Below are 23978 nucleotides of genomic sequence, written 5' to 3'. Positions count from 1 at the left end.
ATGAATCCCGACATTTCAAAGAAGAGTAAATTTAAACATTGGAGAATGAGCCGCCCATTTTGGGGAGCGACCTTGTCGCTCCTTGCTGGCATCATTATTTTATATATTCCAATACAGCTGCTGCATATCGCTTTTGCTCCCGGAAACATAGTTGTTATTGGTCTTATCTTCGGCGGACTTATTATCCTTATAGGTATTCTTGGTTACTTTTATCCAAGATTTAATGTTGTCTTCGGAATAGTAACGATCTTTTTATCTGTTCTTTCTATAATGGGTGCCCTTGGAGGATTTTTGATTGGCACCATTCTTGGTATAGTAGGTGGTTCCTTATCCATCGCTTGGAAATACGAAGTCATCCAGCCCAATAACCAAATGGGGAACCTTACAAAAGCGGAGGTCGCTGCAAGTTCCGTTTTATCTGAAAGAATCACGCAAGAATGAACAGTATACACCTACAGTGAAAATTAGAAAATGGTGATAATCTTGATCAAAAAAACTATTATCATAATCATGATAACCATCCTTATCATAGGTGCTGCAATATCCCCTCACAAATCTCATGCAGATTCTTCTTTGTCTATGAATGGCTTTGTCATTGAAGCGGACAGAGTGGAAGGTGTGATGGGGATCCCACTCATTAGGAATAGTGAAACTACTACTCAGAAAAACAAGCTCATGTTGAGGCTGACTTTCCAAAAGGCAACCATTTATGGTCTTACCATCACGAAAGAATTAAATACACCAAATGGCCCAGTCACCATTCAATTTAAATCTACGGGACCTGTAGAGTTATCAAATATGGCGGTTGATGTGACGAAGGTAGAGTTTGGAGGAATTTATCTCCCCAATCAACTTGGTGAACTCGGAATGAAAAATGTTCGGCTTGTTGCTCATAAGCAAACAGCAGATGATGCGATTCTCCCCGCTCTAGTTGCCAGTATGGAAGAGCGAGCAGCAAATGTGGATACGACGAGTGACTCTGATGAGAATTTAGAGAAGCAAGCAGACTTATTCAAAAAGATATTAGAAGATTCCAAGAATGGGAAGCTTCAGCATCCATTGGATGATTTAAATAAGACTTTACAACCTAAAAAAGAGGAAAGCGGTAAGGAACTATCAGATAGCAAGGCATTAGATAAAATAAATAAAGCCTTACCTCCAAATAAGTCGGAAAAAAAAGAAGATGTCACAGCTTCTGAGGATAAGAAGAAGCAGTCTATAAATAATGACCCTCCTACTGATTCGAAAGCTTCTAATAATGAAGATAAAGCAAATGGTAGCCAAAACAACCAGCAGAGCGACAAATTGCAGCCAACGGAGGAAGAAAACTCAGGAGCTAATAGCCCTACTTCCGGTGATTCGAAACAAAACATTGGTACTGTAGAAGAACAGGCTCCACCTGCAGGAGCAGTAAATTCTGGATCCACGCACGAAACGAAACATGGTGGACCTTTAGATTTATTAACAGGGCTATTCCCTTAGAATAATTTGAACTTTAGAGGACACTAGTTTCGTTATTTGTGACAAAACAGGAGTTTTCCTGCATTTTGCGGACAAAGGTTCCGTTATTTTATAAAAAAGCAGTGATTTCCTTATAGTTTTTCACAAATAGCAAACCCAGTGTCCGTTAGTCCTTGAAACAAAGGGACTTAATCAAAATAACGGATTGTATGTCCGCATCGTATTCCAAACTCTTTATTCTACGACACTGTTTCTTTTTTCATTTTTACTCAGGAAATACCTAACGATAAAAATCGCAATGATACAGCCAATTGAATCGATGATTACGTCCTTATAAGATGCTGTTCTTCCAGGTACAAATGATTGGTGATACTCATCCGTTGCAGCGTAAATCGTAGTGATTTCCCAAGCAAGGAATGCTTTTTTTCTTAAAGCCATAAAAAAGCAAATCCCTAAAAGTCCAAATGCTGTTAAATGGGTCGCCTTACGAAAAATGAAATTTACATTGCTCGCCTGCTCCGGGCTCAAACCTGTTAATTTTTCAATGATATGCTGAGTGTTAGAACCGGTAGATGCTTGAGTTCCGGTAAAATAAATGATTATTCCGCACAATAATATAGTGATAATCCACCAAAAAACTTCTTTTCTCATCTTAAAACCTCATTACTAAATTGAATTAATCAATGCTTGTCCTTCATTCTTGGGACTGTTCACTAAAGAGGAAATCGGATATGCCTCCATTTCACGATAGTCATACGGAGTAAGTACCTTTTTTGCCTCTTCTCCGATGCTTCTGTCCAGCCATATTTTTTCTGTGTCCTTTGTTAGAATGACCGGCATACGATCATGAATATTTTTCATTAATGAATTAGCTTCGGTCGTAATAATCGTACAGGTTTGCAGTAATTCCCCATTTTGTTCCCAGCGGTCCCATAGTCCTGCAAAGGCAAATGGTTCTCCGTTTTTTAAATGTATATGATAAGGCTTTTTGTCGCCATCCTTTTTTTTCCATTCATAGAATCCATCAGCTGGTATTATGCACCTTCTTCTAGATAAGAGCTTTTTAAAGCTCGGCTTTTCAGCTAGCGTTTCTGCACGAACATTAATCATTTTATAGCCTATCTTCGGGTCGTTTGCCCACGATGGTACAAGTCCCCATTTTAAAAAACCACCTTTATTGCCATGTTCCCCTTGCACAATTGCTAATACATCCTGACTCGGTGCAATATTATATCGAGGGGATAGCTCTATCCAATCTATATTTGTAAGATGAAATCTTTCTAGTAACATTTCGATATTAGAATATAGATTAAATCTACCGCACATTAGGAACACTCCAATTAAGTGATATTAATTCATTGTAGCATAGAATATCTTTATATATAAATTCCCTATGAAAATGTTAATTATTATTTCTTACTACTCTATAAAGGGGGACACATTGTCGAAGCGCATTGGAACAATTGGAAACATTATTTTATTTGGACAAACTTCCTTATTGTTGTTATAGTTTTTGGGAACTTCCCCACACAAACAGTCACCATTCCTTCCGGATAGTTCCAGTGTCTTCACCTCCCGAAAAACGCGCATGATTCTTCACCGACTGGTCTCCCTCCAAGAATTCGAAGAACATTTTTCATGACATAAAAAAATAAACCGGGCAAGAACCACTACCCGATTGTTCATATATATAAATGACAAGCAACAAAATGTCCTGGCTTCTCTTCTTTCCATTTCGGCTTTTCTGCAGCACATATATCCATTGCATGCGGGCAGCGAGTTCGGAAAACGCAGCCGCTTGGCGGATTAATTGGGCTTGGGACATCGCCAGAGATGACAATTCGTTCTCTATGAACACTTGGATTTGGAATTGGGACGGAAGACAACAATGCTTTCGTATATGGATGAAGCGGGTCACTATATAATTCTTCACTTTCCGTTAACTCCATCATATTCCCTAGATACATTACAATAATCCGATCCGAAATATATTTTACCATCGCTAAATCATGTGCGATGAATAAATAAGTCAGTCCCATTTTCTTTTGCAGTTCTTTCAATAAATTGACGACCTGCGCTTGAATCGACACATCCAGAGCTGAAATTGGCTCATCGCAAACGATGAATTTGGGATTTAGCGCAAGCGCCCTTGCAATCCCGATGCGCTGTCTTTGCCCTCCGCTGAATTCATGAGGAAAACGATTCAGATGATCAGGGCTTAAGCCGACCAACTCCAGCAATTCTACAATTCTATCATGCTTTTGTTTTCCTTTTACAATTCCATGAATTGTGAGTGGCTCCCCTATAATATCTTCAACGGTCATCCGTGGATTTAAGGAAGCATAGGGATCTTGAAAAATCATTTGAATTTCACGGCGGACCTTCATTAATTCTTTTTGATTGAAGGAAAACAAATTCTTCCCATTAAAGCGAACCTCTCCACCAGTAGCCTCATATAATCGAATCATTGTTCTTCCGGCTGTAGATTTACCACAGCCAGATTCGCCAACAAGTCCAACCGTTTCACCAGGATATATTTCAAAGTTTAGATGGTCAACTGCCTTAAGTTGCTTATCCCCAACACTAAAATATTTCTGTAAATCTATCACTTCAACCAAAGGGGATTTTACGGCTATTCCTTGATGGTCCATGCTTTCACTTTTCTCGTTCATTGTAAGCCCCCCTCCTCTACCCTTTTATACTCGTCTGTGCCATATAATGGTGCAGCCAGCAAGCTGAAGTTTGCCCTGTCCCTATTTCTCTAAGCTCCGGTTCATATTCTTTGCATACTCTCATTGCCTGCTCACATCTCGCATAAAAAGAGCAGCCTTTTGGGGGATCTATTAAATCGGGAGGAGTCCCAATAATGGGTGCAAGCGGCACCTTCTTATCCATATCAAGACGGGGAACCGACTTCAATAACCCTTTTGTATAAGGATGCTGCGGATTATCGAAAATGTCTTGCACCGTGCCCGTTTCAACTACTTTCCCTGCATACATAACAATGACTCTATCACACATCTCCGCTACCACTCCTAAGTCATGAGTGATAAGAATAATTGATGTGTCTGTTTTTGCCTTAAGTTTCTTCATCAACTCTAGTATTTGCGCTTGAATAGTTACATCCAATGCAGTTGTCGGCTCATCGGCGATTAATAGTCTAGGCTGACATGCAAGGGCCATCGCTATCATCGCTCGCTGCCTCATCCCACCTGAGTATTCATGAGGATATTGATTCATCCGCTTTACGGGCTGCGGAATACCAACAAGCTCTAACATTTCCAATGCAACCTGAAAAGCTTCCTTTCTGGACACTTTGTTATGTTTTAATACTGCCTCGATAATTTGATTCCCAACCTTACTCGTTGGGTTTAAGGAAGTCATCGGATCCTGAAAAATAATGCTGATTTCATTCCCCCGAATTCTTTGCATCTCTTTCTCTGGTAATCCGATAAGTTCTTTTCCATTAAAAAGAATAGATCCTCCTTTATACATGGCAGGCGGAGTAGGCAATAGCTTCATGATTGATTTAGCTGTAACACTTTTTCCACAGCCCGATTCACCTACAATCGCAATAGCCTCCCCTTCCTTAACTTCAAAATTCACACCCCGAACAGCCTTTACCTCACCTGAATACGTTTGAAACGAAATATTCAAGTCCCTTACTTCTAACAAATTCCCCATAATATCTCCTTCCCATTCCCTGTTCATTTCTATGTGTAAATATCAGTGAATTGGCCTAACCAAAAAAGAAATAGGTAGGTCGGCACACAAAAATCTGCTCAGGTTCTACCTTGGATCTAGTGCATCTCGTAACCCATCACCAAAAACATTAAAAGCAAACATGGTAATCGAGATAAGAATGGCTGGAACAAACAGCTGATAGAAGTTCCCGATTAGGATACTACTTAGTGCTTCACTGGCCATTGTTCCCCAACTTGCTTTTGGAGCAGGTATTCCTAACCCTAAGAAACTTAATGTAGCCTCTGCAAAGATAGCAGACGGCACCGTTAATGTAATGTTCACTAATATTGGACCCATCGTATTGGGAATCATATGTTTCCGTAAAATCCAGGATGTTTTTGCTCCCGCTGCATGAGCAGCCTGTACATATTCGAACTCCTTCAATTGCAGCACTTGCCCCCTGACAAGACGTGCCATCGGAATCCAACCTGTGATAGTCATAGCAATAATCATCGGAAAAATCCCACTATTTTTTCCAAACCATACCATGATAAGAATAACCATTAAAAGATAAGGAATCGCATAAAGAACCTCCGCAATTCTCATCATTAAATTATCTGTACGGCCGCCTTTTAATGCGGAAATTCCTCCGTATAATACACCAATCAGAAAATCCATTAATGCTGCCATAAAGCCAATAAACAACGATATTCTAGCTCCATACCATGCCCTTGTGAACATATCCCGTCCTAAAGAATCGGTTCCAAACCAATGCTCTGCAGTTGGGTGCAGATTTTTCTTGGTAAAGTCTTGTTCGTAATACGTATACCCATTTATATGAGGACCAATGATTGCCATAATGACAAGCAATACAATTAAGACAAAACCAATCATTGCCAGTTTATTTGAGCGCAATCGCCTCCACACATTTGCCCAATAGGAAATGGTGGGGCGCGCAATTTTTTCCGCTTCCTTATAATTGTCCTCTGCCGGTAAGAACATTTCCTCTGTTAAATGTAAGTCCTTTGCCATTATTTACTCTCCCCCGTCACCTTAATTCTCGGATCAATCCATGTGTAAGCAACATCCACAATGAAAATTAATAAGATGAGGATCACACTATAAAAAACCGTTGAACCAAGTATGACCGGATAATCACGATTTTCGATTCCTCTGACAAACATTTCCCCCATACCTGGAATGCCAAAAATATTTTCAATAATAAAGCTTCCTGTAACAATATTGGCAATTAATATACCAAGGACCGTCACAACCGGTAAAATAGCATTTCGAATTGCATGTTTAATGATGACAACACTTCTTCCCAGTCCTTTTGCTTGTGCAGTTAAAATATAGTCCTGACTCAAAACTTCAATCATGCTGGAACGCATCAGCCTTGCAATATAGGCCATTGGCATGGCTGCAAGCGATATCGAAGGTAAAACCGTATGGGACCAAGATGTCCAGGTTGCAACTGGGAAAATGGGCCATTTGACAGCGAGATAGTTAATGAGAAAGGTTGCTAAAATAAAACTGGGTACGGAAATTCCAATGATTGCTAGAATCATAGAAAGATAATCTGGCCACCTGTTTTTATTCAACGATGCAATAACTCCGAAGATTAATCCGAAACAAATTGCGATTACCATTGCTTGCAGCCCTAGATGGAGGGACACCGGAAATCCATTTTTTATATAATCATTTACGGTTATGGATTGTGATTTCATGGACGGGCCAAAATCAAGATGTAAGAGTGATTCTAGATATAGCCCATATTGAACAATCTTTGGCTTATCCAAATTATAATGTTGTTGAAGATTATTGTAGACAGCTTCAGGCATTGTGCCCTCTCTAGCAAATGGGTTCCCCGGAATGCTGTGCATAATGATGAAGGTTAGGGTTATTATCGCCCAAATGGTTACCAACGCCCAAAAAAATCGTTTTAAGGTGTATCTTAGCATGAGTGTTTCACTCCAATTCTTTTAGCGTAAACTATCATTTCTATACGCTCGTCCAAAATGCTTAGGCGCCTTGCATATTCGCTAACCCTAGGCGCTCATAACTCGATACTCCATTTTTTTAAAGGTTTCTATAAGATTTATACCTTTGAAAAAGCAGGGTATGTCAGCCAAGACATACCATCTGCTTTAAGGATTTATAACTGGGACGGCTCCTCCGTCCCTTTGTCCCTGCTATTTTTTGTTAATATCTGCATAAATGTATTGTGGATAGCGGTTGATTGGTGTAAAGAATCCTGATACGTAAGATTTAAGTGCGTATGGTTTTGTGTAGAAGTAGATTGGGATGATTGGCATCTCATCCATTAGGATTTTTTCTGCGTCATGCATCGCTGTCATGCGCGTTGCTGGATCCATAGATGTTTTTGCCTTTTTGATAAGGGCATCGTAGTCTTTATTGCTCCATTTTGCATCATTGTATGATCCGTTTGACACCCATAGATCCATGAATGTCATTGGATCGACGTAGTCACCAACCCAACCTGCACGAGAAATTTGATAATCTCCTGCATGTTCACGGTCTATTTTGACTTGGAACTCAACATTTTGCGCTTTTACATTAACACCAAGGTTTTTACGCCACATCTCTTGAATTGCTTCAGCAATCTTCTTATGTCCTTCATCTGTGTTATATAAAATGGTGAATTCCGGCATTTTTGACATACCTTCCTCAGCAAGACCTTCCTTCAATAGTTTCTTAGCCTCTGTCACATCTTCCTTAAATAAATCGCCCCCGTTTTCTTGATAATCACCGTTTACATCAGGGATTCCAGGCGGTACGATGGAATAGGCTGGTTTTTGACCACCTTGTGCGACATTTTCCACGATGACTTTACGATTAATCGCCATCGCTAAGGCTTTTCTTATTTTTACATTGTCAAATGGTTTTACCTTATTATTCAAGTTGTAATAGTAAGTAGATAAATCAGGACCATTGTGAAATTCAGGATTTTTGGAAGCCATCAATTGTCCTTGTACATCCTGTGGAAGCGGATAGACCATATCCAATTCTCCTGATTTATACATTTGCCATGCTGTATTTTCGTTTGCAATTTGTACAAAATCGACTTCGTCCAATTTGATTTTGTCCTTATCATAATAATTTTCATTCTTCACTAGCTTCATGCTTTCTTTATGCTTCCAGTCCGCTAATTTAAATGCTCCATTTGAAACATAAGTAGAAGCCTCCAAAGCCCATTTAGGATTTTCTTCCTGCACTTTTTTATCTACAGGATAATACGTATAAAATGATGTTAAATCAAGAAAATATGGGGTCTCTTGTTCTAACGTAACGACCAAAGTTTTATCATCTGTTGCTTTAACTCCGACTTTATCCTCAAGTGCTTTTAAGTCTGCATTTTTTTTAGCAGAGTTATATGCCTCCCCACCTTTTAAATAATAGAGCTGATACGCATATTCTGAAGCAGTTTTTGGATTAAGAACATACTTCCATGCATATTCAAAGTCTCCCGCAGTAACAGGATCACCATTGGACCATTTCATTCCATCCTTAAGGTGGAAAGTCCATGTTAACCCATCCTTGCTAGTTTCCCATGATTCAGCCATTCCAGGAACAATTTTCCCTTCAGGCGTTTTCTTGGTTAATCCTTCAAAAAGTCCTTCCAAAATCCATGAATCATGAGTACCTTGTGCAGTCCCTGGATGAAGCGATCCAGGCTCCTCATTGTTATTAAGATGCAAGATTTTCGGCCCAGCACTTGCACTGTCTCCACCTTTTCCATTAGATGAAGGCTTTGGCGAGGTATTTCCTTGTCCACTAAAACACCCCGAAAGAAGCAAGATTGCAGCAAATAGTACAGATAGCATGGAAAACAACGTTTTTTTCTTTCTCAAACTATTTCCCCCTTTGAAATCAATCTATATGAGCAACTTAAAATTGCTGCACCCACTAAAATCTATTAAAAAATTCCTATTTATATTCCGAAAAAATACCTATTCTATATAAAAATTTATAATAAGAATAAAAAAACTGACTGCTATTCTACATAACAGTCAGTTTTAAAGATTTATTATATTGATTTACCCAAATAGTCCGCTAAAGAAATCTCCAATTGCCTGAAATATACTTTTGAAAAAGTTAGCGACACTTTGCCAAAATCCTTTATCTCCAGTAGCTTCTTGCAGTTTCTTTTTTATATCGGAAGCAATGCTTCCAAGCTGGCTTTTTACATTATCAAAATTGATATTAAGAGATCGCATCTTATCAAATAAATTAATAAGCAACTGACGATCTTCAGGACTAAGTTCAATTTTCAGCGTCTTTAGCTTGTCATCCACAATCTTCTCAATATCTTCTTTTGTAGCAGGATGCTGATTCGCTATTTCTTGTTTAATTTCTGTCAATAGCTGTGTTACTTTATCCTGATCTAGGCCATTTTTTTGCGAGAGATCCGTTGCTAGATTTAATTCTTGATTTGCTACTTCCATCCGGTCTTTATTCAGGGTTGTACCTGATTTGTCATAAGCTTTGTAAATCCCTACAAGCGCGGATTCACCGGTTACTTTGATAGGGGATGCAACATCAACTGTGGCATCTTCTACCCCAGCAGTGAGTAAAGCATTTGAATACATATCCGCCGTAACTCTCGTAATATTATCCGGAGTTACAAGATTTACAACAATCCCTGTACCTTTATCTTTTCTAGTAATTTTGGCAGATGAATATAAATTGGAATTAGGATCACCATTAATATATTTAACAAGATCTGAATCGGTAACCGTTATTTCCTTTACCTGGTTGCTATCTGTCACATTAAAAACTTTTCTCATTTCTTCCTTTTGAGCAGGTGTTAGTGTCTCACCATATACAACAATAGGGGAACCGTATTTTTCATCATAACCGGTATCACTGCTATCATTGCTTGATGCCTTTACCACACCATTCAGTCCTATTCCTAATAGGAAAATTGCTACTAGAATCAATCTACTTAGCGTTTTTAACATTTTGTGTTTCTCCTTTTGTTCCCTTGTTTATTTCCCCTTCTTTTTCATGAGGGTTGTCTTCTATTCTTATTTAGTTTTATCATACTTTAGACGCCTTTTTGTATTGTTATGTTTCATTTTTTATAAAAACAGGTCGATGGCAACTATTTTTTTCTTTATCTATGTCAACTAATCGAGACTTCATTTCCCCACTGACTAGCCATCTTTTTTCAATTCTTTACTTTCCAACTGTTTCCCTTTTAATATTCATGCGCTTAACAAACACTAATGATAACATTGTTAGTTGATTCATTGTAATGCTTTTTTTTAAAGTTAACTTAAATCTGTATGGATAATGTTTTCCATATTATTTTGCACATAGCGTAAGTAAATGATGCTTGTTAAAAAAGTGAGGCAATCCAATGAAAAAATTTATGTTTATTCTTGCAAGCATTGTTGTTATTTTCCTACTTGGACTTGGCGGCTATGCTTATTATGTTTATCATTCCGTCAAAAAAACAGCTGAACAAATGCATGAGCCAAATGTAAATGAAGAGCCTCCTCCAGAAGTAAACATCACCGGTAACCCGAAGCCGATTTCCATTTTATTGATGGGGGTGGATCAGCGAAAAGGAGATCCCGGAAGAACAGATACCTTAATCGTCATTACTTTAAATCCTAGCAAGGAAAAAATGATGATGATTAGTATCCCTCGTGACACAAGGACAGAAATTATCGGTAAAGGAAAAATGGATAAAATAAACCATGCCTACGCTTTTGGTGGAACAAAGATGTCCATTGATACGGTAGAGAATTTTGTCGGCATTCCGATAAATTATTATATTCGAGTAAATATGAAGGCACTTGAGGAGCTTGTGGATGCTGTTGGAGGAATTACTGTTCAAAACAATGTTGATTGGTATGACGAAGGTTATTACAAAAAAGGATACCACTATAAAAAAGGGTCCATTACCTTAGATGGTCCGCAAAGCCTGGGATATGTCAGGATGCGCCATTTAGATCCACAAGGGGATTTTGGAAGAAATGAAAGGCAACGTAAAGTCATCACCGCCATCATCGATAAAGCATCAAACATATCATCGGTGACTCGAATCACAAATATCCTTCATGCGCTTGGGAAGAACGTAAAAACAAATATGACCTTTGATGAAATGATGAATATTCAAAAGAATTATCGAAACAGTCAAAACCATATTACTCAATATGAAGTACATGGCAACGGAGAGAGAATCAACGGGATTTACTACTTAGTTGTACCAGAAGAAGAAAGGGTAAAAATAACAAATGATTTGAAAGAAAGCCTAGAGAAATAATGTAATATGGTCCTTAAAGGATCTTTGCTCCTAACAAATTTACCAAAAGCATCGTCACACCATATTGCGACTGGGCATATGATGTTTTATCTATTTATTAATTAAAGGGATGATGAATATGCCTGGAATAGTAGGGCCTGTACAATTAGTAAGAACGAGTAATGGTGGAGTAGTTGGATTGGGGGATAGAATTTTTATTAGTCCGGTTAGTTCCAATAATACGTATGGAGGTTCCGGCATACTTAGTACCGCTAATTTTGCAACATTAGAAAACCTATTTGATATTAATACAGATTTCGCCCCATCGGCTGTTAGTGAACCAACGATTATAAACAATTGATTATTAGGGTGCTAACGATGATTAGTACCCCCTTTAATAAATTTTCTAATGACTGGCACGATACTGGTGAATAAAAACGCATAATAAAAGGATCATTGCAAGAGTAATTCCGTAATGATCCTAATGGATATTTTCTCTATTTATTTAGTCTCTTGTACATTTCAACCATTTCTTTAACCAGCAAAACAATCGTTTCTGTACTCATGAGTTGGTCTTCTGCATGCATAAATAGTAAGGAAAACTCAACCTTATCTCCAGAAGCTTCTTTTTGAATCAACCCTGCATGAACTCTATGACCTTCGACAAAATATTTATTCGATTCCTCTAATTTTTCTTCCGCTAAGGCATAGTCCCCGCCTTTGGCAGCGAATAGTGCTTCCATAGCTAAACTTCTAGCCGTACCAACATTACTAATCATTTGAAAGCTTATCATATCCAGATTTTCATCCACCATTTATTTCAACATCCTTTATTCATTTAGACTACTCGATATTTTCGTCACACATAGAATTTTATTTTCAAGAGAGAATTAATTATTTATTATCAATTAATTTAAGTGCTGCCTCTAATACATTTTCACCCTTCATTAATCCATAGTCTTGCATGTTAATAGCTTCCACAGGAATATTCTGTCCTTTTAATTTTTTTTCAAATTGAGGCTTCATAAAACGGACCTGTGGGCCAAGTAATAGTACATCGATATTCTTTTTCTGCAAAGTACTATCCACCTCAGAAGCAGAAATCGCAAATATATCTGCTTCTATCCCTTTAGCTTCAGCCGACTTTTGCATTTTAGTCACTAGTAAGCTAGTACTCATTCCTGCAGAACATACTAACATAATTGTTTTCATACCTTTAACCTCCTAATAGTTTAGGTTGTTTTACCAATGGTTATGTTTGTCATGCTTATTTCACGTTGACACTTCCGTTAGCTAAAGGAAGAATTGAATATTTATCTCTAATAGTTTCCACATTCAATATTACCCATTTTCCAACCTCTGATTGAATTAAAGTAATAAAATAATACCTGAATATTTTAAACGAAACGCGTCTATCACAGTCTGACGACTTCCCTTGAATAATTTACTTCTATTTGTTTAAGCATTTCATGAAACCTTTTTTTCTTTAATCTAGACCAAATTATGCCGACAAATGCATCATTTAGTTTTTGAAGATAGCCGTAGGATTCCATTTTTTCAGTATAGTGTAATTCACAACTTTCTTTTGTAAGTGAACGAACCTTATAGGTTACTGTAAAATCATTTATATTGCTAGTTGTGCGATATTGGTAGGATTCATTTTTGGTTATTTCTTCAATCTTTACTTTAGCACTATTATTCTTTGAGAATGTCTTAATATATTCGAATCCAGGTAGTTGACTCTCCACTACCTTTTTTCCTGTTTGCGAATGGATATCGGACAAAACAGATCTTATAATAGTCTCATAAAGAAATTCAGCCGGCACATTCAATTTTCTCACTATTTCCATTAGATTCACCTAATCTTTTTTCTTTTTATACTTCCTTTTTTCCCTAAGCACCAGAAAGGTGCCAACCATAATAAGAAAAAGGGCAGTAGTTAAATTTAAAATATCGTACTTACCTGTTCGTGCATTAGCACTTATTAGCAACAGAAGACAGCCGATACTCGCGAGAAATAAACCGTTTTTAACCATCATACTCATCCTTTTTATTCAGCCGGGGCAGAACGTAAATAAAGTACCGACCCCCATGGCTGACTCTTAATAGCATTTTTTGCTAGTTTCGCAGCTTGCTCTAAATCATTAGCGGTTGTTTCGAAATAAAGATTGATCCCCTTTTTTTCTTTAAAGGAAAATTGAATCCCTTCTTCGTTATAATTATTTAGTAATTCAATAATTTTGTTTTGTTGCACAGCAGAGCTGATTTCAATCATTTACTCTACTCCTTTCCTTTTAAAGAATGGTGAGCCTCTTTACAATTATGATGGAAGCGGCCCACCCATTTGCGGCTTTGCTTACGCCGCTTTATCTTCTATATTGGCATTCATTTTATTTGCTGCAATAACAAATGGAATCCAAATGAGGAATGAAACAACCATGGCAACTAATGTGACAATTGGTGCACGCCAATCCGCTCCAGTAGCCAAGAAGGACATTAAGAACGGCGGAGTTACCCAAGCCACACTTTGCGAAACTGGATCAACCAATCCCCATATTGTTGCAAAGTACCCAATCGAAACAGACACCACTGGTGCAATCAAAAATGGGAAGAACATAATAGGGTTTAACACAATTGGCAAACCAAACATGATTGGTTCATTGATATTGAATATTCCAGGACCAACAGACAATTTTCCAACCGTTAGATAATCTTTCCGTTTCGAAAACAGGAGAATTGCCAAAATTAAAACAATTGTTCCGCCTGATCCACCATACCAAACATATGCATCAAAAGATCCCCTAACCCATTTGTATCCATCTGAAAGAACTAATTCTGTTCCGCCTTGTTGGAAAAGGTTAACGTTGGTCAATTGAGCTACTCCAAAGACTCCCTCTAAGATTGGAGCAAGTACGTTCGGTCCATGGATTCCAAAGAACCAAAACAATTGAACAAACAGTGTAACTAAGACAACGGCTCCAAATCCTTGTGAAAGTCCTAGAAGCGGCAAAGCGATTGTTTTTTGCAGCCATTGTAAAAATGTCATATCCGGTACAATGAGAGAGAATATCCAATAGAAAATGGCAATAACATACAGTGCCACAGTCGCCGGAACGATGGATGCAAACGCTTTGGCAACAGCAGGTGGAACGGATTCCGGTAACTTGATTGTGATATCCTTCAACATCAATTTAACGTATATCATGGTAGCAACAAAACCAATAATCATAGCGGTAAAGAAGAAATTAGCGTCTAAATTATTCAGCGGCAGCCATCCCCAGCCTGCAGCTGTAATACTTTTGGAAGTAGCAGTCCACCCCGCAGCATTAATGGCATCTACAGTGGCCTGATCTAGCTTCAAACCTGAAATTCCACCAGAGAAGGAAAATGTAATCCCTGCAATCGAAGCAGCAGTTGACACAATTCCTCCGGATAACTCGTTTACTCCGTAGGCTTTTGCAATATTGTATCCCCATGAGAAAACAAATATCAATCCAGCAATCGCAAGAGTACCATTCCACACATAACCATTGATGGTGATAATTTGTTTGATAACCGGGATGGTATTCCCATCATATCCATCAAAGAATTGCGGAGGCAAATCCCTCAAAATAGCGTTAAGCATTACAGCCACAGAGCCAGCCATCGTTGCCGGTAAAGTCCCGATAAACGCATCCCTTAAAGCAACTAGATGCTTTTGCCCCCCAATTTTAGTTGCAATCGGAAGAAAATACCTTTCCAGCCATGCAGTTAAAAAATTCATCCATATACCCCCTAACAAAACATGTTATAAATCTCTAATAACCTTTGTAAAACAAGCAGAGTGATTAAAGCATTCCTTGTCTTACCAACCCAAATGCATTCCCCCTTTCAAGGAAAAATTTGTTGTAGAATTTCACCTATTCTTAGAAGGAATTTTTTAAAACTTATTTGAAAGCGTTTACTAATGGTGCAAAAAAAATATGAGGAGAATATGAAACCTTGAGTAAATACGTGTCTTGCTTCTTTTCGAAACATTTGGATCATTAAATACTCAAATATAGCATGTTAAGGTAGTTCTTTTAAATCAACTAACCATTATCACCTCTTTTTTTGGAATATTAAGTTTTTATTGCTCATATTAATTATAATAACAAATATAAATTTAGGCAATACAAAATTAAATTTGTTATTACAAATTTTTAAAATAATAAGAGATAGGAAAATAAGCCCAGGATTATTAATATGGGTTTATTTCAATGTGACGGATTCCGGTAATGAAACATGCGTCAATATATACGTTTCTTTTGCACGGAGCACATTATAGGAAGAGCCAGTGAGTACTTCCTGATCTACAAATCCTGGATGGGCCATGACCTCAACCGTTTGTCCGTCTTTTACCTTTTCTTTTAAGGTGTGAAAATAAGTTTCGTTTATTGATTCACCATAAAAGCTGTCCAGGAAGACATCACTATAATATGGCAATTCTAATGAGTGGTTTGGTTTCCTAACTGGGAGATTATATTTATCGGACAACCTCTTCACAACAGGATAAAGTTGATTCCATCCGTGTACATGATGGTGGCTATCAAAGTGATTTGGAGTAATACCCGCCTCGTAAATTGCCTCCATTTGCGCTGTCCATTCACGTTCTAATTCGTCTAAGTCGATATCCATATGCTTCATCAAATAGTGTAGCGATTTAAAGTTTCCATTTTCGTCGACAAGTGTTTTTACATTATCCAATAATGGCTTCCCGCAAGTTAACACCAAATGGACCCCTACCTTCAAAGTAGGATATTGCTTTGCGAGTGCCACTGCATGTTTGGTGCCGGACATATTCATCATCATCGTAGTAGAATTGACTATCCCGTGCAGATGACTTTCAATAATGCCGTAGTTTATTCCAGCAGAATATCCGAAATCATCCGCATTTACAATAAGCTTTATCATTTTACAGTTTCCCCCTTTGAAAGTTGCACCCAAATTTGATGGCATAGGCCTTCATCAAATATTCATTCGTTTAAATGAAGAAACAGGCAGCATAGTACTACCTGTTTAGTTCTTAAAGAATTGCGGCAGGTGTTCCTTATGTGCCTCCAACATTTCATCCAAGATGAGTTTGCCTACACGGTCATTTGCTACAAGCGGATTAATGGTCATGGCAAGCATTGCTGTGTTGTAATCACCTGTCACTGCAGCTTCTGCTGCAACACGCTCGAAAGATTTAATTTGTCCGACAAGACCTTGGACAGCTACCGGCAACTCACCGATGACAATTGGTTTAGGACCTTCCTTAGTAATAATACAGCTTACCTCAACAGCAGAATCTGCAGGAATTCCGGCAATGGCTCCATTATTCATCGTATTGACTGGCTGAATATCTTTTTTATCTGTATAAATAGAATGGATCAAACGTACGGCAGCATCACTGTAGTATGCACCACCGCGTTTTTCCAATTGCGGCGGTTTTACATCAAGATTTGGATCCTTATAGAGCTCAAATAATTCTGCTTCTAACTTCTTAACCACTTCTGCTCGTGTTCCTTGCTCCTTTGCATTCTTCAATTCTTTTTCAACCATATCACTTGTTTTGTAATAATAATGATGATATGAACAAGGAAGTGCATTAAGCGCCTTTAAAAATTCTGGTTCCCATTCTAGTGCTGGAACATTTTTAACTGTAATGGCATTATCCGGATTAGTGATAAGATCAATGACTTTATCTTTTACACTGACGCCGTCAAGGAAAATATCCAAACCGAAAACCATATGATTCAAGCCTGCAAATGTAATTCGCACCCGGCTATGATCTACATCTAGCAAGCGGGCAACACCCATTTCCATACCGATTGGCACATTACATAAACCGACAACTTTTTTAATATTGCTATAGCGAAGAACAGCCTCTGTCACCATACCAGCAGGGTTGGTAAAATTAATTAACCATGCATTTGGGCACAGTTCTTCCATTTCACGGCAAATATCTAAAATAACCGGAATCGTTCGTAGACCTTTAAACAGTCCGCCTGGTCCATTTGTTTCTTGACCTAATACACCGTATTTGAGTGGAATTCGTTCATCCTTTGCTCTTGCATCCAGTAAGCCAACACGAAATTGGGTCGTAACAAAGTCTGCATCCTTTAATGCTGCACGGCGATTTAATGTTAGATGAACATTGATAGGTAATCCAGCTTTTTTGATCATGCGTTTGGCTAAGTTCCCAACAATCTCCAACTTTTCTTTTCCTGCTTCAATATCCACTAGCCACAGTTCAGTGATAGGCAGTTCATCATATCTTTTAATAAATCCCTCCACAAGCTCGGGTGTATAGCTAGACCCCCCACCAATCGTAGCGATTTTTAATCCCTTTTCCATAAAAATCCTCCTCCTGTTTGTGTAACTGCTAAAGCAAGTCGTAATTATCTGTTTCTTTTTTATCCATCGAGAATGTTATTCTATTAAATAAAAGTAAGAATGAAGTAAATATCTTCTTACCTAAACCCTGAAAATACTAAATTACCAATCTTAAAGTATCTATACTGAAAGCGTTTACTGCCTTTAGTCAATATTATAATTACAAGTTGTGTTATATGCAATACAAAAAGTAAATTTGTAATAACAAATAATCATAAATAATTATTATCTAAAAAGAAGTAATAGATTATTTGTCCCTATATGTGATATAAAACAAGTATAGATACAAATATGATGATGATAAAAAACAACTTATTACCTGGTAAGCAAATGTTGATCCAACTATCATTCACTGATTACCAAAATAAGACGAAGCATTATATTTTTTCGGCACAGAAAAAGGAGGATTTTTGTGGAAAGGGAAGGTAACGGAGATGCCTTACATTTTAAAGTAAAGGAAGCCATCATCCAATTAATAAAATCCGGAGAGTATACTCCGCATACACAATTACCTACGGAAGCGGCGTTTTGCGAAAAATTCGGTGTTAGCCGTACAACAGTGAGAACAGCTCTTCAACAATTGACACTTGAAGGATATGTATATAGAAAACAAGGAAAAGGGACATTTGTCTCAGGTCAGAAAGTGAAGCAAATATTAACCAATACAGTTAGTAATTTTGCCGAACAGCTCACTACACAAGGAAAAAGCCCGACGATAAAAGTAATCGGTCTTACTGTTATACAATCTGATGCCTTTTTTGAAGAGATTTTCTCTCTGCAAAAGGGTGATCCCGTGAATAGGCTTGAAAGAATTCGCTACGCTGACAATGAGCCACTGCAATACGAGGTTGCTTATTTACCTTGGCGAAAAACCCCAGGTCTAAATGCAAAGGAATGTGAAAAGTCATTGTATAGACTTCTTGACAATCATTATGGCTTGAAGGTAAAAAAGACTATCGAATACTTAGAGCTATGCCATGCTGATAAGGATATTGCCGATAAGTTGAATGTCAAAGTCGGAGCACCATGCTTTTCCTTAATCACCTATGCCTATTTGGAAGATGGTTCAATTATTGAATATTCCAAAACGGTATTTCATGGAGATAAAGCAAATTTCGTAATCGAAAGACACTATTAAAATGAATAATTAATGCATAAACTCCTTACCGCACAGTTAACGGAGTAGGGAAAATCTGCAGTCCCAATTTCACTTTCATAATTTTGGATGAAAACCAGCATTTATACAACAGGGTGGTGAAATTGGGATTTTAAATTTTATCTCAACCTCCTCCCTAAAAGATATAGAGATGAGAAATCCTCTTGCAAGTGGCTAACTTGCTATGAACATTTTCAAAAGGATAAACGTCGACAATTATCGTAGGGCGTTCGACCCGATATCCCTTCCATTAGCGAAGCTCGGTCCTGTTTTAATCAAACGTTTGAGTAAAACAAGTATGTCGAATGATATACGGCTTGCTCTTTCATGCAAATTCTTTTGGATAAGGGAACTTTTTGACGAAAATGACATACCATTTAGTAATACGAAACAACAAAATGCAATTCCACGATTTTATCCACAATAATACACTTCAAATATCCTTTGATTTATGCTATGTTCGAAAAAATGAAGATACTTCATAAGCAAAAGAAACGGAAGGGATTTAACGATGGGAATGTTTTCAGCAGATGTGAAAGATATGCAAACAGAGATAATGGGGATTTTTGAATATTTACATGCCCATCCTGAAGTTAGCATGAAAGAATATGGTACGACAAAGTTTTTAAGAGCCAAATTGGAAGCGCTTGGCTGCAGAACATATGTATTCGGCGATTGTCCAGGAGTTATAGCAGAAATTGGAGAAGGCAAACCTGTTGTAGGAGTCAGGGCTGACATGGATGCTCTTTGGCAAAAGGTAGACGGAGAATTTAAAGCAAACCATTCATGTGGACATGATTCCCATATGACGATGGTGTTAGGGGCCTTAATGCTTTTAAAGAAGCAAAAGAGACTGCCAAAGGGAACGATTCGTTTTATTTTTCAACCAGCAGAGGAAATTGGCCAAGGAGCAAAAAAGATGATTGAAAAGGGTGTTGTGGATGATATGGAATTTTTATATGGAGTCCATGTTCGTCCTATCCAAGAAACCAAAAACGGCAGAGCAACCCCCGCTATCCTACATGGCGCAAGCAATCATATTAACGGAACCATAATCGGCGAGGATGCACATGGTGCCCGCCCTCATCTTGGGACAAATGCCATTGAGGTCGCTGCTTCTCTTATTCATGAACTGGCATATATTCATGTCGATCCAATGATTCCACACTCCGTCAAAATGACAAAACTTCATGCAGGGGGTGAGAGTGCTAATATTATTCCTGGTCAAGCAACTTTCAGTCTTGATTTACGAGCACAAACCAATGAAGTGATGGAGACACTTATTGAGCAAGTAAAATCAGCAGCAAACTCGATTGCTGAATTCTATAAAGTGGAGATTTCTTTAACTATCCCTGAAAGTTTAGCAGCTGCGTCCGTTAATCCAGAAGCGACTATGATTATGGCAGAATCCATAGCAGAAGTTCTCGGCAGAGATAAACTGGACAAAGCACTTGTAACGTCCGGCGGTGAGGATTTTCACTTTTATTCGGTCAAACGCCCTCACTTAAAAGCAACCATGTTAGGACTTGGTTGCGGATTGATTCCAGGACTCCACCATCCTCATATGACCTTTGATCGGAATGCAATGTTATCAGGAATGCAAATACTTGCTACCGCTGTTTTGAAAACACTAGGGAAAAACACGAACGAACGGGATCCCCTTCGTTCAGATATATACATTGCAAAGTGATAAACCAAGGAGAGACACTCCTTGGTTTTTATTTATTTTAGTTCATCGTAATTTTTCGTTCGTCAATACTTCTCATATTCTTCTTTAACAGTTCAAATTTTGCTTGGACCTTTTCCGCGTAAGTATAATCCCCAAAACAGTATGGGTAACGGAAATTTCCCTTAAAACCACCGCAAGTATATAAATCCGGATGATTATTTACTTGTTTTTTGGAGTAAGCCTTTGCTAGTTCTTCACTATGCTTGTTGCCGTTTGCAGCAACGTACTCTATATACCCTGGTCCCATATTATAGCTTTGGATAATCGTATTCATATCTACCTTATTCTTTGTTCCTAGGAGGTACATCTGATAAAAATGATATACCCCTTGATGTATGCTTTCTTGTTTATCTTGAATTTCATTCGGCTTCAGCCCGGCAGACTCCGATGCCTGCATCAAATCTTGTCCTTCTCCCCTGCTTTCCTGGTACATAATTGCAAGAAGAAGTGGTGTATACTCTTCTAATCCATATTGCTTAAGCTCTTTTTCAATATCTAATTTATAGGATAAAACTTTATCAGTTTGTTGTTGAAATAAGAATGGAACATATTGTGTTAATAAATCTTTAACCGAATTTCCTCGTACTGCCAAGAACACAAATACTATAAGCACTAAGAGGAAAACAGCAATAAATGCTTTCAATTTTCTGACCACTTTGTTTCCTCCGTTATACACTTTCAATGTGACACCATTTCTATTTTACTTTTATCGTAACATATTTCTTGCTCAATACGGTTACACAATTTTTACAAATGTGTAAAACGGAACAAGTATTCCTCGTTTGAGTAAAAGCATCTACGAAATCGTGGTGTATAGCACATGTCAAAGGTTGAACGGCCCGAAACATTGTCTTTACAGCCCGAAATCATGGTATTTTTCAGGTTTTTTATCTGTAAACGAAACTCTATTTATCATAGGGTGTTTCTCCATAACCCATTTGTTATTCTTTCACTGACCCTTGTGTAAGACCGGACACTATCCTACGCTGAAAGATGAGGACCAGAATAACAAGCGGTACTGTCACAACTATTGATGCGGCAGAGATTTCTCCCCAAGGAATCGTATATTGACCTTGGAACATCGCAAATCCGACAGGGACCGTCTTATAATTTGTATCCGTATTAATTGTTAACGAGAAGAGAAACTCATTCCAGGCAGCGATAAAAACAAGAATGGCTGTGGTAAAGATTCCCGGTGCTGCTAATGGAAAAATAACCTTCCAATAGGTTTGCATCAATGCAGCACCATCCATTTTCGCAGCTTCCTCCAAATCGTGGGGAATCTTCCGAAAAAAGGTCACAAGAATCCAAATCGATAGCGGCAGTGTAAAGGTTGTATACGGAATAATTAAACCTAAATAAGAGTTTGTTAGACCAACATTTTTCAAAAATATATAAATCGGTGAGATCGTAGCAATTTGCGGGAACATGGATACAGATAAAACAATTCCCAATATGAGTGTTTTCCCTTTAAATTGGAGCCTCGCAATCGAATATGCGGCGAATGACGCAACAAATACGGTATAAATAGTAGTAATAGATGAAACGACAAAGCTATTCCACAAATAACGAACAAACGGATAGTCAAAGAAAACAGATATATAGTTTTTCAAGGTTGGGTGTGAAGAAAAGGGTGTAAATGCTTTATCCCCAAATAATTCTGTCGCAGGTTTTATCGAACTCAGAAGCATCCATAGGAAAGGAAACATGACGACAAAGACGAAAATTAATAATATGACATAAAACAACCATCCTGTTTTTCGATTCACCATGAATTCCCTCCTATTTCCCCGTTGAATCCTGTAATAAGTCTTTACCAAGGAATTTAATATAAATCATCGAAATGATAGCTACACATATAAATACAATGACCGCTAAAGCGGAGCCATTGCCAAAATTCGTTTGCGAGAACATCACCTTATAAGCTAATATAGAAATCGTCTCTGTTGAGTTAGCTGGTCCTCCACCAGTTAATACAAAAATTAAATCAAATACCCGAAACGCATCGAGAGTTCTGAATAGTAAAGCTACTAGCATACTAGATTTTAAGAGTGGAAGGGTAATATTCGTAAATTGCTTCCACTTGGATGCCCCATCTATGGATGCTGCTTCATACAAAGAACTTGGAATGACTTGTAAACCAGCAAGCAGTAATAACGCCATGTATGGTGTAGTTTTCCAAACATCTGCCAAAATCACGGAAACAAAAGCACCCACCTGTGTTGTTAGAAGGCTGCTCATATTATCCACTAAGCCGACTGTTTCAAAAATTTTAGCGATAACTCCATTTTGACCATCATATAAAAACTTCCATATTAGTGCGGATACAGCTGTCGGTATCGCCCATGGAATTAAAATGGAGGCACGAATGAGTCCTCTTCCTATGAAAGCTTTATTAATGACAAGTGCAATTGCAAGGCCAAGAATTAATTCGATTGCAACGGAAATGATCGTAAAGGTAAAGGTATTGGCAAGTGCCTTCCACATTCGTTTTTGAGATAAATCTTCCTTATAATGTGCAAGACCGATAAAATTCGGTTTTACTACAACCTGATTCAGGGCAGATGATAGTCCTAGTAATTTTTTATCTTGCTCAAGCTTGGTTGTTGTGGAGATAGATTTAAAGCTACTGTTAATTTCATTTGTGAATGCTTGGATTTGCTTTGCCAGTTTTCTATCAATTTTTATAAAAGCAAGGCTGGAATCTATTTGTTCGAAATTCATTAATTTCTCATTTATTGTTTTATATTTATCCTTTATATCTGAATCATCCTGGATTTTTTTATCCAAGTCTTGAAGCTTTGCCTTCATCTTATTTAAATCATCTACAGCATGTCCCTTTCTAATCTCAGCATCTATACCACTTACAAGGAAGGGATAATTATCTAAGTAGTCTTTAAGATTAAAGGAATAACTTAAATGAGTATCGGATTTAGTTGGGCTATTAAGCTTTAAATCAAACAAACTAAAATAAAAGGATTGAATGACAGGCCATATCGCAATTACCGCAATCAGCACTAATGCCGGTGCGACTAAAGCATACGCTTTTATTTTTTCAGAAGAATTTTTCCGTTTTATTGACACTATCTCAACTCCTTATAAGAAAAGTGTGAGTACCTTGCAAATCTGCTGGCAGATAGGCGCTGTAAGCTAGAAAGAGAATATACTAGTAAAATAATTGATCCAACTATACACTCCTTTTTTATTCTTTATAAAAAAGGAATGCCTCCGGTGCCTGGCACCCGATTACAAGGCACTCTATTTTTGTGAGTAAGAAT

Annotated in this window: 25 protein-coding genes; 6 read left to right on the top strand and 19 right to left on the bottom strand. The window is 37.8% G+C overall.

The features are described from left to right. Together CWO92_RS17555 and CWO92_RS17550 are read left to right on the top strand one after the other, a co-directional pair. Positions 1–441: a DUF6114 domain-containing protein gene (locus CWO92_RS17555; RefSeq protein WP_233269742.1), complete on the top strand. Its 441-nt coding sequence runs from the start codon at positions 1–3 to the stop codon at positions 439–441. 42 nt (positions 442–483) lie between these two features. Continuing rightward, the gene (locus CWO92_RS17550) at positions 484–1482 is read left to right on the top strand and encodes a hypothetical protein (protein WP_101355505.1); all 999 of its coding nucleotides are present in this window, start codon (positions 484–486) and stop codon (positions 1480–1482) included. 213 nt (positions 1483–1695) lie between these two features. Here CWO92_RS17550 and CWO92_RS17545 read toward each other — a convergent pair whose 3' ends face one another. The 8 genes from CWO92_RS17545 to CWO92_RS17510 form a co-directional block, all read right to left on the bottom strand. Beyond that, on the bottom strand, positions 1696–2112 hold the full coding sequence (locus tag CWO92_RS17545) for a VanZ family protein (RefSeq protein WP_101355504.1): 417 nt from the start codon (positions 2110–2112) through the stop codon (positions 1696–1698). 15 nt (positions 2113–2127) lie between these two features. After that, entirely contained in the window at positions 2128–2787 is a 660-nt protein-coding gene (locus CWO92_RS17540; protein ID WP_101355503.1) for an SOS response-associated peptidase, read from the bottom strand. 356 nt (positions 2788–3143) lie between these two features. Further along, entirely contained in the window at positions 3144–4133 is a 990-nt protein-coding gene (locus tag CWO92_RS17535) for an ABC transporter ATP-binding protein (protein WP_302466786.1), read from the bottom strand. 16 nt (positions 4134–4149) lie between these two features. Further along, a complete protein-coding gene (locus CWO92_RS17530) occupies positions 4150–5145 on the bottom strand; it encodes an ABC transporter ATP-binding protein (RefSeq protein ID WP_101355502.1) in 996 nt (331 codons plus the stop codon). 105 nt (positions 5146–5250) lie between these two features. Beyond that, entirely contained in the window at positions 5251–6177 is a 927-nt protein-coding gene (locus CWO92_RS17525) for an ABC transporter permease (RefSeq protein ID WP_101355501.1), read from the bottom strand. Continuing rightward, positions 6177–7106: an ABC transporter permease gene (locus CWO92_RS17520; RefSeq protein WP_101355500.1), complete on the bottom strand. Its 930-nt coding sequence runs from the start codon at positions 7104–7106 to the stop codon at positions 6177–6179. Before CWO92_RS17520 ends, CWO92_RS17525 begins: the two co-directional genes overlap by 1 nt. A 231-nt stretch (positions 7107–7337) precedes the next feature. Next, on the bottom strand, positions 7338–9017 hold the full coding sequence (locus CWO92_RS17515; RefSeq protein WP_233269741.1) for a peptide ABC transporter substrate-binding protein: 1680 nt from the start codon (positions 9015–9017) through the stop codon (positions 7338–7340). A 186-nt stretch (positions 9018–9203) separates the two neighbouring features. After that, complete coding sequence (locus CWO92_RS17510) at positions 9204–10127, bottom strand: DUF1002 domain-containing protein (protein WP_101355499.1); 924 nt, start codon at positions 10125–10127, stop codon at positions 9204–9206. Positions 10128–10528: 401 nt separating this feature from the next. On the opposite strand from CWO92_RS17510, the gene CWO92_RS17505 reads away from it, so the two are divergent. Further along, positions 10529–11440 (top strand): LCP family glycopolymer transferase, encoded by a 912-nt coding sequence (locus tag CWO92_RS17505; RefSeq protein WP_101355498.1) that lies wholly within the window; start codon positions 10529–10531, stop codon positions 11438–11440. A gap of 118 nt (positions 11441–11558) precedes the next feature. Next, positions 11559–11780: a spore germination protein gene (locus CWO92_RS17500; RefSeq protein WP_158175523.1), complete on the top strand. Its 222-nt coding sequence runs from the start codon at positions 11559–11561 to the stop codon at positions 11778–11780. A 136-nt stretch (positions 11781–11916) separates the two neighbouring features. On the opposite strand, the gene CWO92_RS17495 is transcribed toward CWO92_RS17500, so the two are convergent. From CWO92_RS17495 to CWO92_RS17460, 8 genes are all read right to left on the bottom strand, one after another. Then, positions 11917–12234: a PTS sugar transporter subunit IIA gene (locus tag CWO92_RS17495; protein WP_101355496.1), complete on the bottom strand. Its 318-nt coding sequence runs from the start codon at positions 12232–12234 to the stop codon at positions 11917–11919. 79 nt (positions 12235–12313) lie between these two features. Beyond that, the gene (locus CWO92_RS17490; protein ID WP_101355495.1) at positions 12314–12631 is read right to left on the bottom strand and encodes a PTS sugar transporter subunit IIB; all 318 of its coding nucleotides are present in this window, start codon (positions 12629–12631) and stop codon (positions 12314–12316) included. Between the two features lie 203 nt (positions 12632–12834). Continuing rightward, on the bottom strand, positions 12835–13269 hold the full coding sequence (locus CWO92_RS17485; RefSeq protein WP_101355494.1) for a DUF3284 domain-containing protein: 435 nt from the start codon (positions 13267–13269) through the stop codon (positions 12835–12837). Positions 13270–13278: 9 nt separating this feature from the next. After that, entirely contained in the window at positions 13279–13455 is a 177-nt protein-coding gene (locus CWO92_RS26760) for a DUF3188 domain-containing protein (protein WP_101355493.1), read from the bottom strand. 14 nt (positions 13456–13469) lie between these two features. Beyond that, positions 13470–13694 (bottom strand): hypothetical protein, encoded by a 225-nt coding sequence (locus CWO92_RS17475; RefSeq protein WP_101355492.1) that lies wholly within the window; start codon positions 13692–13694, stop codon positions 13470–13472. An 81-nt stretch (positions 13695–13775) separates the two neighbouring features. Further along, positions 13776–15182 carry a PTS sugar transporter subunit IIC gene (locus tag CWO92_RS17470; RefSeq protein ID WP_101355491.1) on the bottom strand — a complete coding sequence of 469 codons (1407 nt, stop codon included), beginning with the start codon at positions 15180–15182 and terminating at the stop codon, positions 13776–13778. Between the two features lie 467 nt (positions 15183–15649). Continuing rightward, positions 15650–16351, bottom strand: a complete 702-nt coding sequence (chbG, locus tag CWO92_RS17465) for a chitin disaccharide deacetylase (protein WP_101355490.1) — start codon at positions 16349–16351, stop codon at positions 15650–15652. A gap of 105 nt (positions 16352–16456) precedes the next feature. Beyond that, positions 16457–17776, bottom strand: a complete 1320-nt coding sequence (locus tag CWO92_RS17460) for a 6-phospho-beta-glucosidase (RefSeq protein WP_101355489.1) — start codon at positions 17774–17776, stop codon at positions 16457–16459. Positions 17777–18227: 451 nt separating this feature from the next. Here CWO92_RS17460 and CWO92_RS17455 point away from each other — a divergent pair, with 451 nt between their 5' ends. After that, positions 18228–18953, top strand: coding sequence for a GntR family transcriptional regulator (locus CWO92_RS17455; protein WP_235851629.1), 726 nt, complete (start codon positions 18228–18230; stop codon positions 18951–18953). A gap of 529 nt (positions 18954–19482) precedes the next feature. After that, complete coding sequence (locus CWO92_RS17445; RefSeq protein WP_101355486.1) at positions 19483–20661, top strand: M20 peptidase aminoacylase family protein; 1179 nt, start codon at positions 19483–19485, stop codon at positions 20659–20661. 37 nt (positions 20662–20698) lie between these two features. On the opposite strand, the gene CWO92_RS17440 is transcribed toward CWO92_RS17445, so the two are convergent. The 3 genes from CWO92_RS17440 to CWO92_RS17430 all read right to left on the bottom strand — a co-directional run bounded on the left by CWO92_RS17440 (position 20699) and on the right by CWO92_RS17430 (position 23778). Beyond that, positions 20699–21355 carry a lysozyme family protein gene (locus tag CWO92_RS17440; RefSeq protein ID WP_233269739.1) on the bottom strand — a complete coding sequence of 219 codons (657 nt, stop codon included), beginning with the start codon at positions 21353–21355 and terminating at the stop codon, positions 20699–20701. A 286-nt stretch (positions 21356–21641) separates the two neighbouring features. Then, on the bottom strand, positions 21642–22472 hold the full coding sequence (locus tag CWO92_RS17435; RefSeq protein WP_437177562.1) for a carbohydrate ABC transporter permease: 831 nt from the start codon (positions 22470–22472) through the stop codon (positions 21642–21644). A 10-nt stretch (positions 22473–22482) separates the two neighbouring features. Then, positions 22483–23778: a carbohydrate ABC transporter permease gene (locus CWO92_RS17430; protein WP_101355534.1), complete on the bottom strand. Its 1296-nt coding sequence runs from the start codon at positions 23776–23778 to the stop codon at positions 22483–22485. Positions 23779–23978 lie beyond the last annotated feature (200 nt).

It is taken from the genome of Heyndrickxia camelliae, from assembly GCF_002844575.1.
GTDB lineage: Bacteria > Bacillota > Bacilli > Bacillales > Bacillaceae_C > Margalitia > Margalitia camelliae.
This window is presented reverse-complemented; position numbering and strand designations above follow the sequence as displayed.

What these genes read in the sequence shown, in the direction of transcription:
- CWO92_RS17555 (WP_233269742.1), top strand. Translation starts at nt 1, where the DNA reads ATGAATCCCGACATTTCAAAGAAGAGTAAATTTAAACATTGGAGAATG.
- CWO92_RS17545 (WP_101355504.1), bottom strand. Translation starts at nt 2,112, where the DNA reads ATGAGAAAAGAAGTTTTTTGGTGGATTATCACTATATTATTGTGCGGA.
- CWO92_RS17540 (WP_101355503.1), bottom strand. Translation starts at nt 2,787, where the DNA reads ATGTGCGGTAGATTTAATCTATATTCTAATATCGAAATGTTACTAGAA.
- CWO92_RS17535 (WP_302466786.1), bottom strand. Translation starts at nt 4,133, where the DNA reads ATGAACGAGAAAAGTGAAAGCATGGACCATCAAGGAATAGCCGTAAAA.
- CWO92_RS17530 (WP_101355502.1), bottom strand. Translation starts at nt 5,145, where the DNA reads ATGGGGAATTTGTTAGAAGTAAGGGACTTGAATATTTCGTTTCAAACG.
- CWO92_RS17525 (WP_101355501.1), bottom strand. Translation starts at nt 6,177, where the DNA reads ATGGCAAAGGACTTACATTTAACAGAGGAAATGTTCTTACCGGCAGAG.
- CWO92_RS17520 (WP_101355500.1), bottom strand. Translation starts at nt 7,106, where the DNA reads ATGCTAAGATACACCTTAAAACGATTTTTTTGGGCGTTGGTAACCATT.
- CWO92_RS17510 (WP_101355499.1), bottom strand. Translation starts at nt 10,127, where the DNA reads ATGTTAAAAACGCTAAGTAGATTGATTCTAGTAGCAATTTTCCTATTA.
- CWO92_RS17505 (WP_101355498.1), top strand. Translation starts at nt 10,529, where the DNA reads ATGAAAAAATTTATGTTTATTCTTGCAAGCATTGTTGTTATTTTCCTA.
- CWO92_RS17500 (WP_158175523.1), top strand. Translation starts at nt 11,559, where the DNA reads ATGCCTGGAATAGTAGGGCCTGTACAATTAGTAAGAACGAGTAATGGT.
- CWO92_RS17495 (WP_101355496.1), bottom strand. Translation starts at nt 12,234, where the DNA reads ATGGTGGATGAAAATCTGGATATGATAAGCTTTCAAATGATTAGTAAT.
- CWO92_RS17490 (WP_101355495.1), bottom strand. Translation starts at nt 12,631, where the DNA reads ATGAAAACAATTATGTTAGTATGTTCTGCAGGAATGAGTACTAGCTTA.
- CWO92_RS17485 (WP_101355494.1), bottom strand. Translation starts at nt 13,269, where the DNA reads ATGGAAATAGTGAGAAAATTGAATGTGCCGGCTGAATTTCTTTATGAG.
- CWO92_RS26760 (WP_101355493.1), bottom strand. Translation starts at nt 13,455, where the DNA reads ATGGTTAAAAACGGTTTATTTCTCGCGAGTATCGGCTGTCTTCTGTTG.
- CWO92_RS17475 (WP_101355492.1), bottom strand. Translation starts at nt 13,694, where the DNA reads ATGATTGAAATCAGCTCTGCTGTGCAACAAAACAAAATTATTGAATTA.
- CWO92_RS17470 (WP_101355491.1), bottom strand. Translation starts at nt 15,182, where the DNA reads ATGAATTTTTTAACTGCATGGCTGGAAAGGTATTTTCTTCCGATTGCA.
- chbG (WP_101355490.1), bottom strand. Translation starts at nt 16,351, where the DNA reads ATGATAAAGCTTATTGTAAATGCGGATGATTTCGGATATTCTGCTGGA.
- CWO92_RS17460 (WP_101355489.1), bottom strand. Translation starts at nt 17,776, where the DNA reads ATGGAAAAGGGATTAAAAATCGCTACGATTGGTGGGGGGTCTAGCTAT.
- CWO92_RS17445 (WP_101355486.1), top strand. Translation starts at nt 19,483, where the DNA reads ATGGGAATGTTTTCAGCAGATGTGAAAGATATGCAAACAGAGATAATG.
- CWO92_RS17435 (WP_437177562.1), bottom strand. Translation starts at nt 22,472, where the DNA reads ATGGTGAATCGAAAAACAGGATGGTTGTTTTATGTCATATTATTAATT.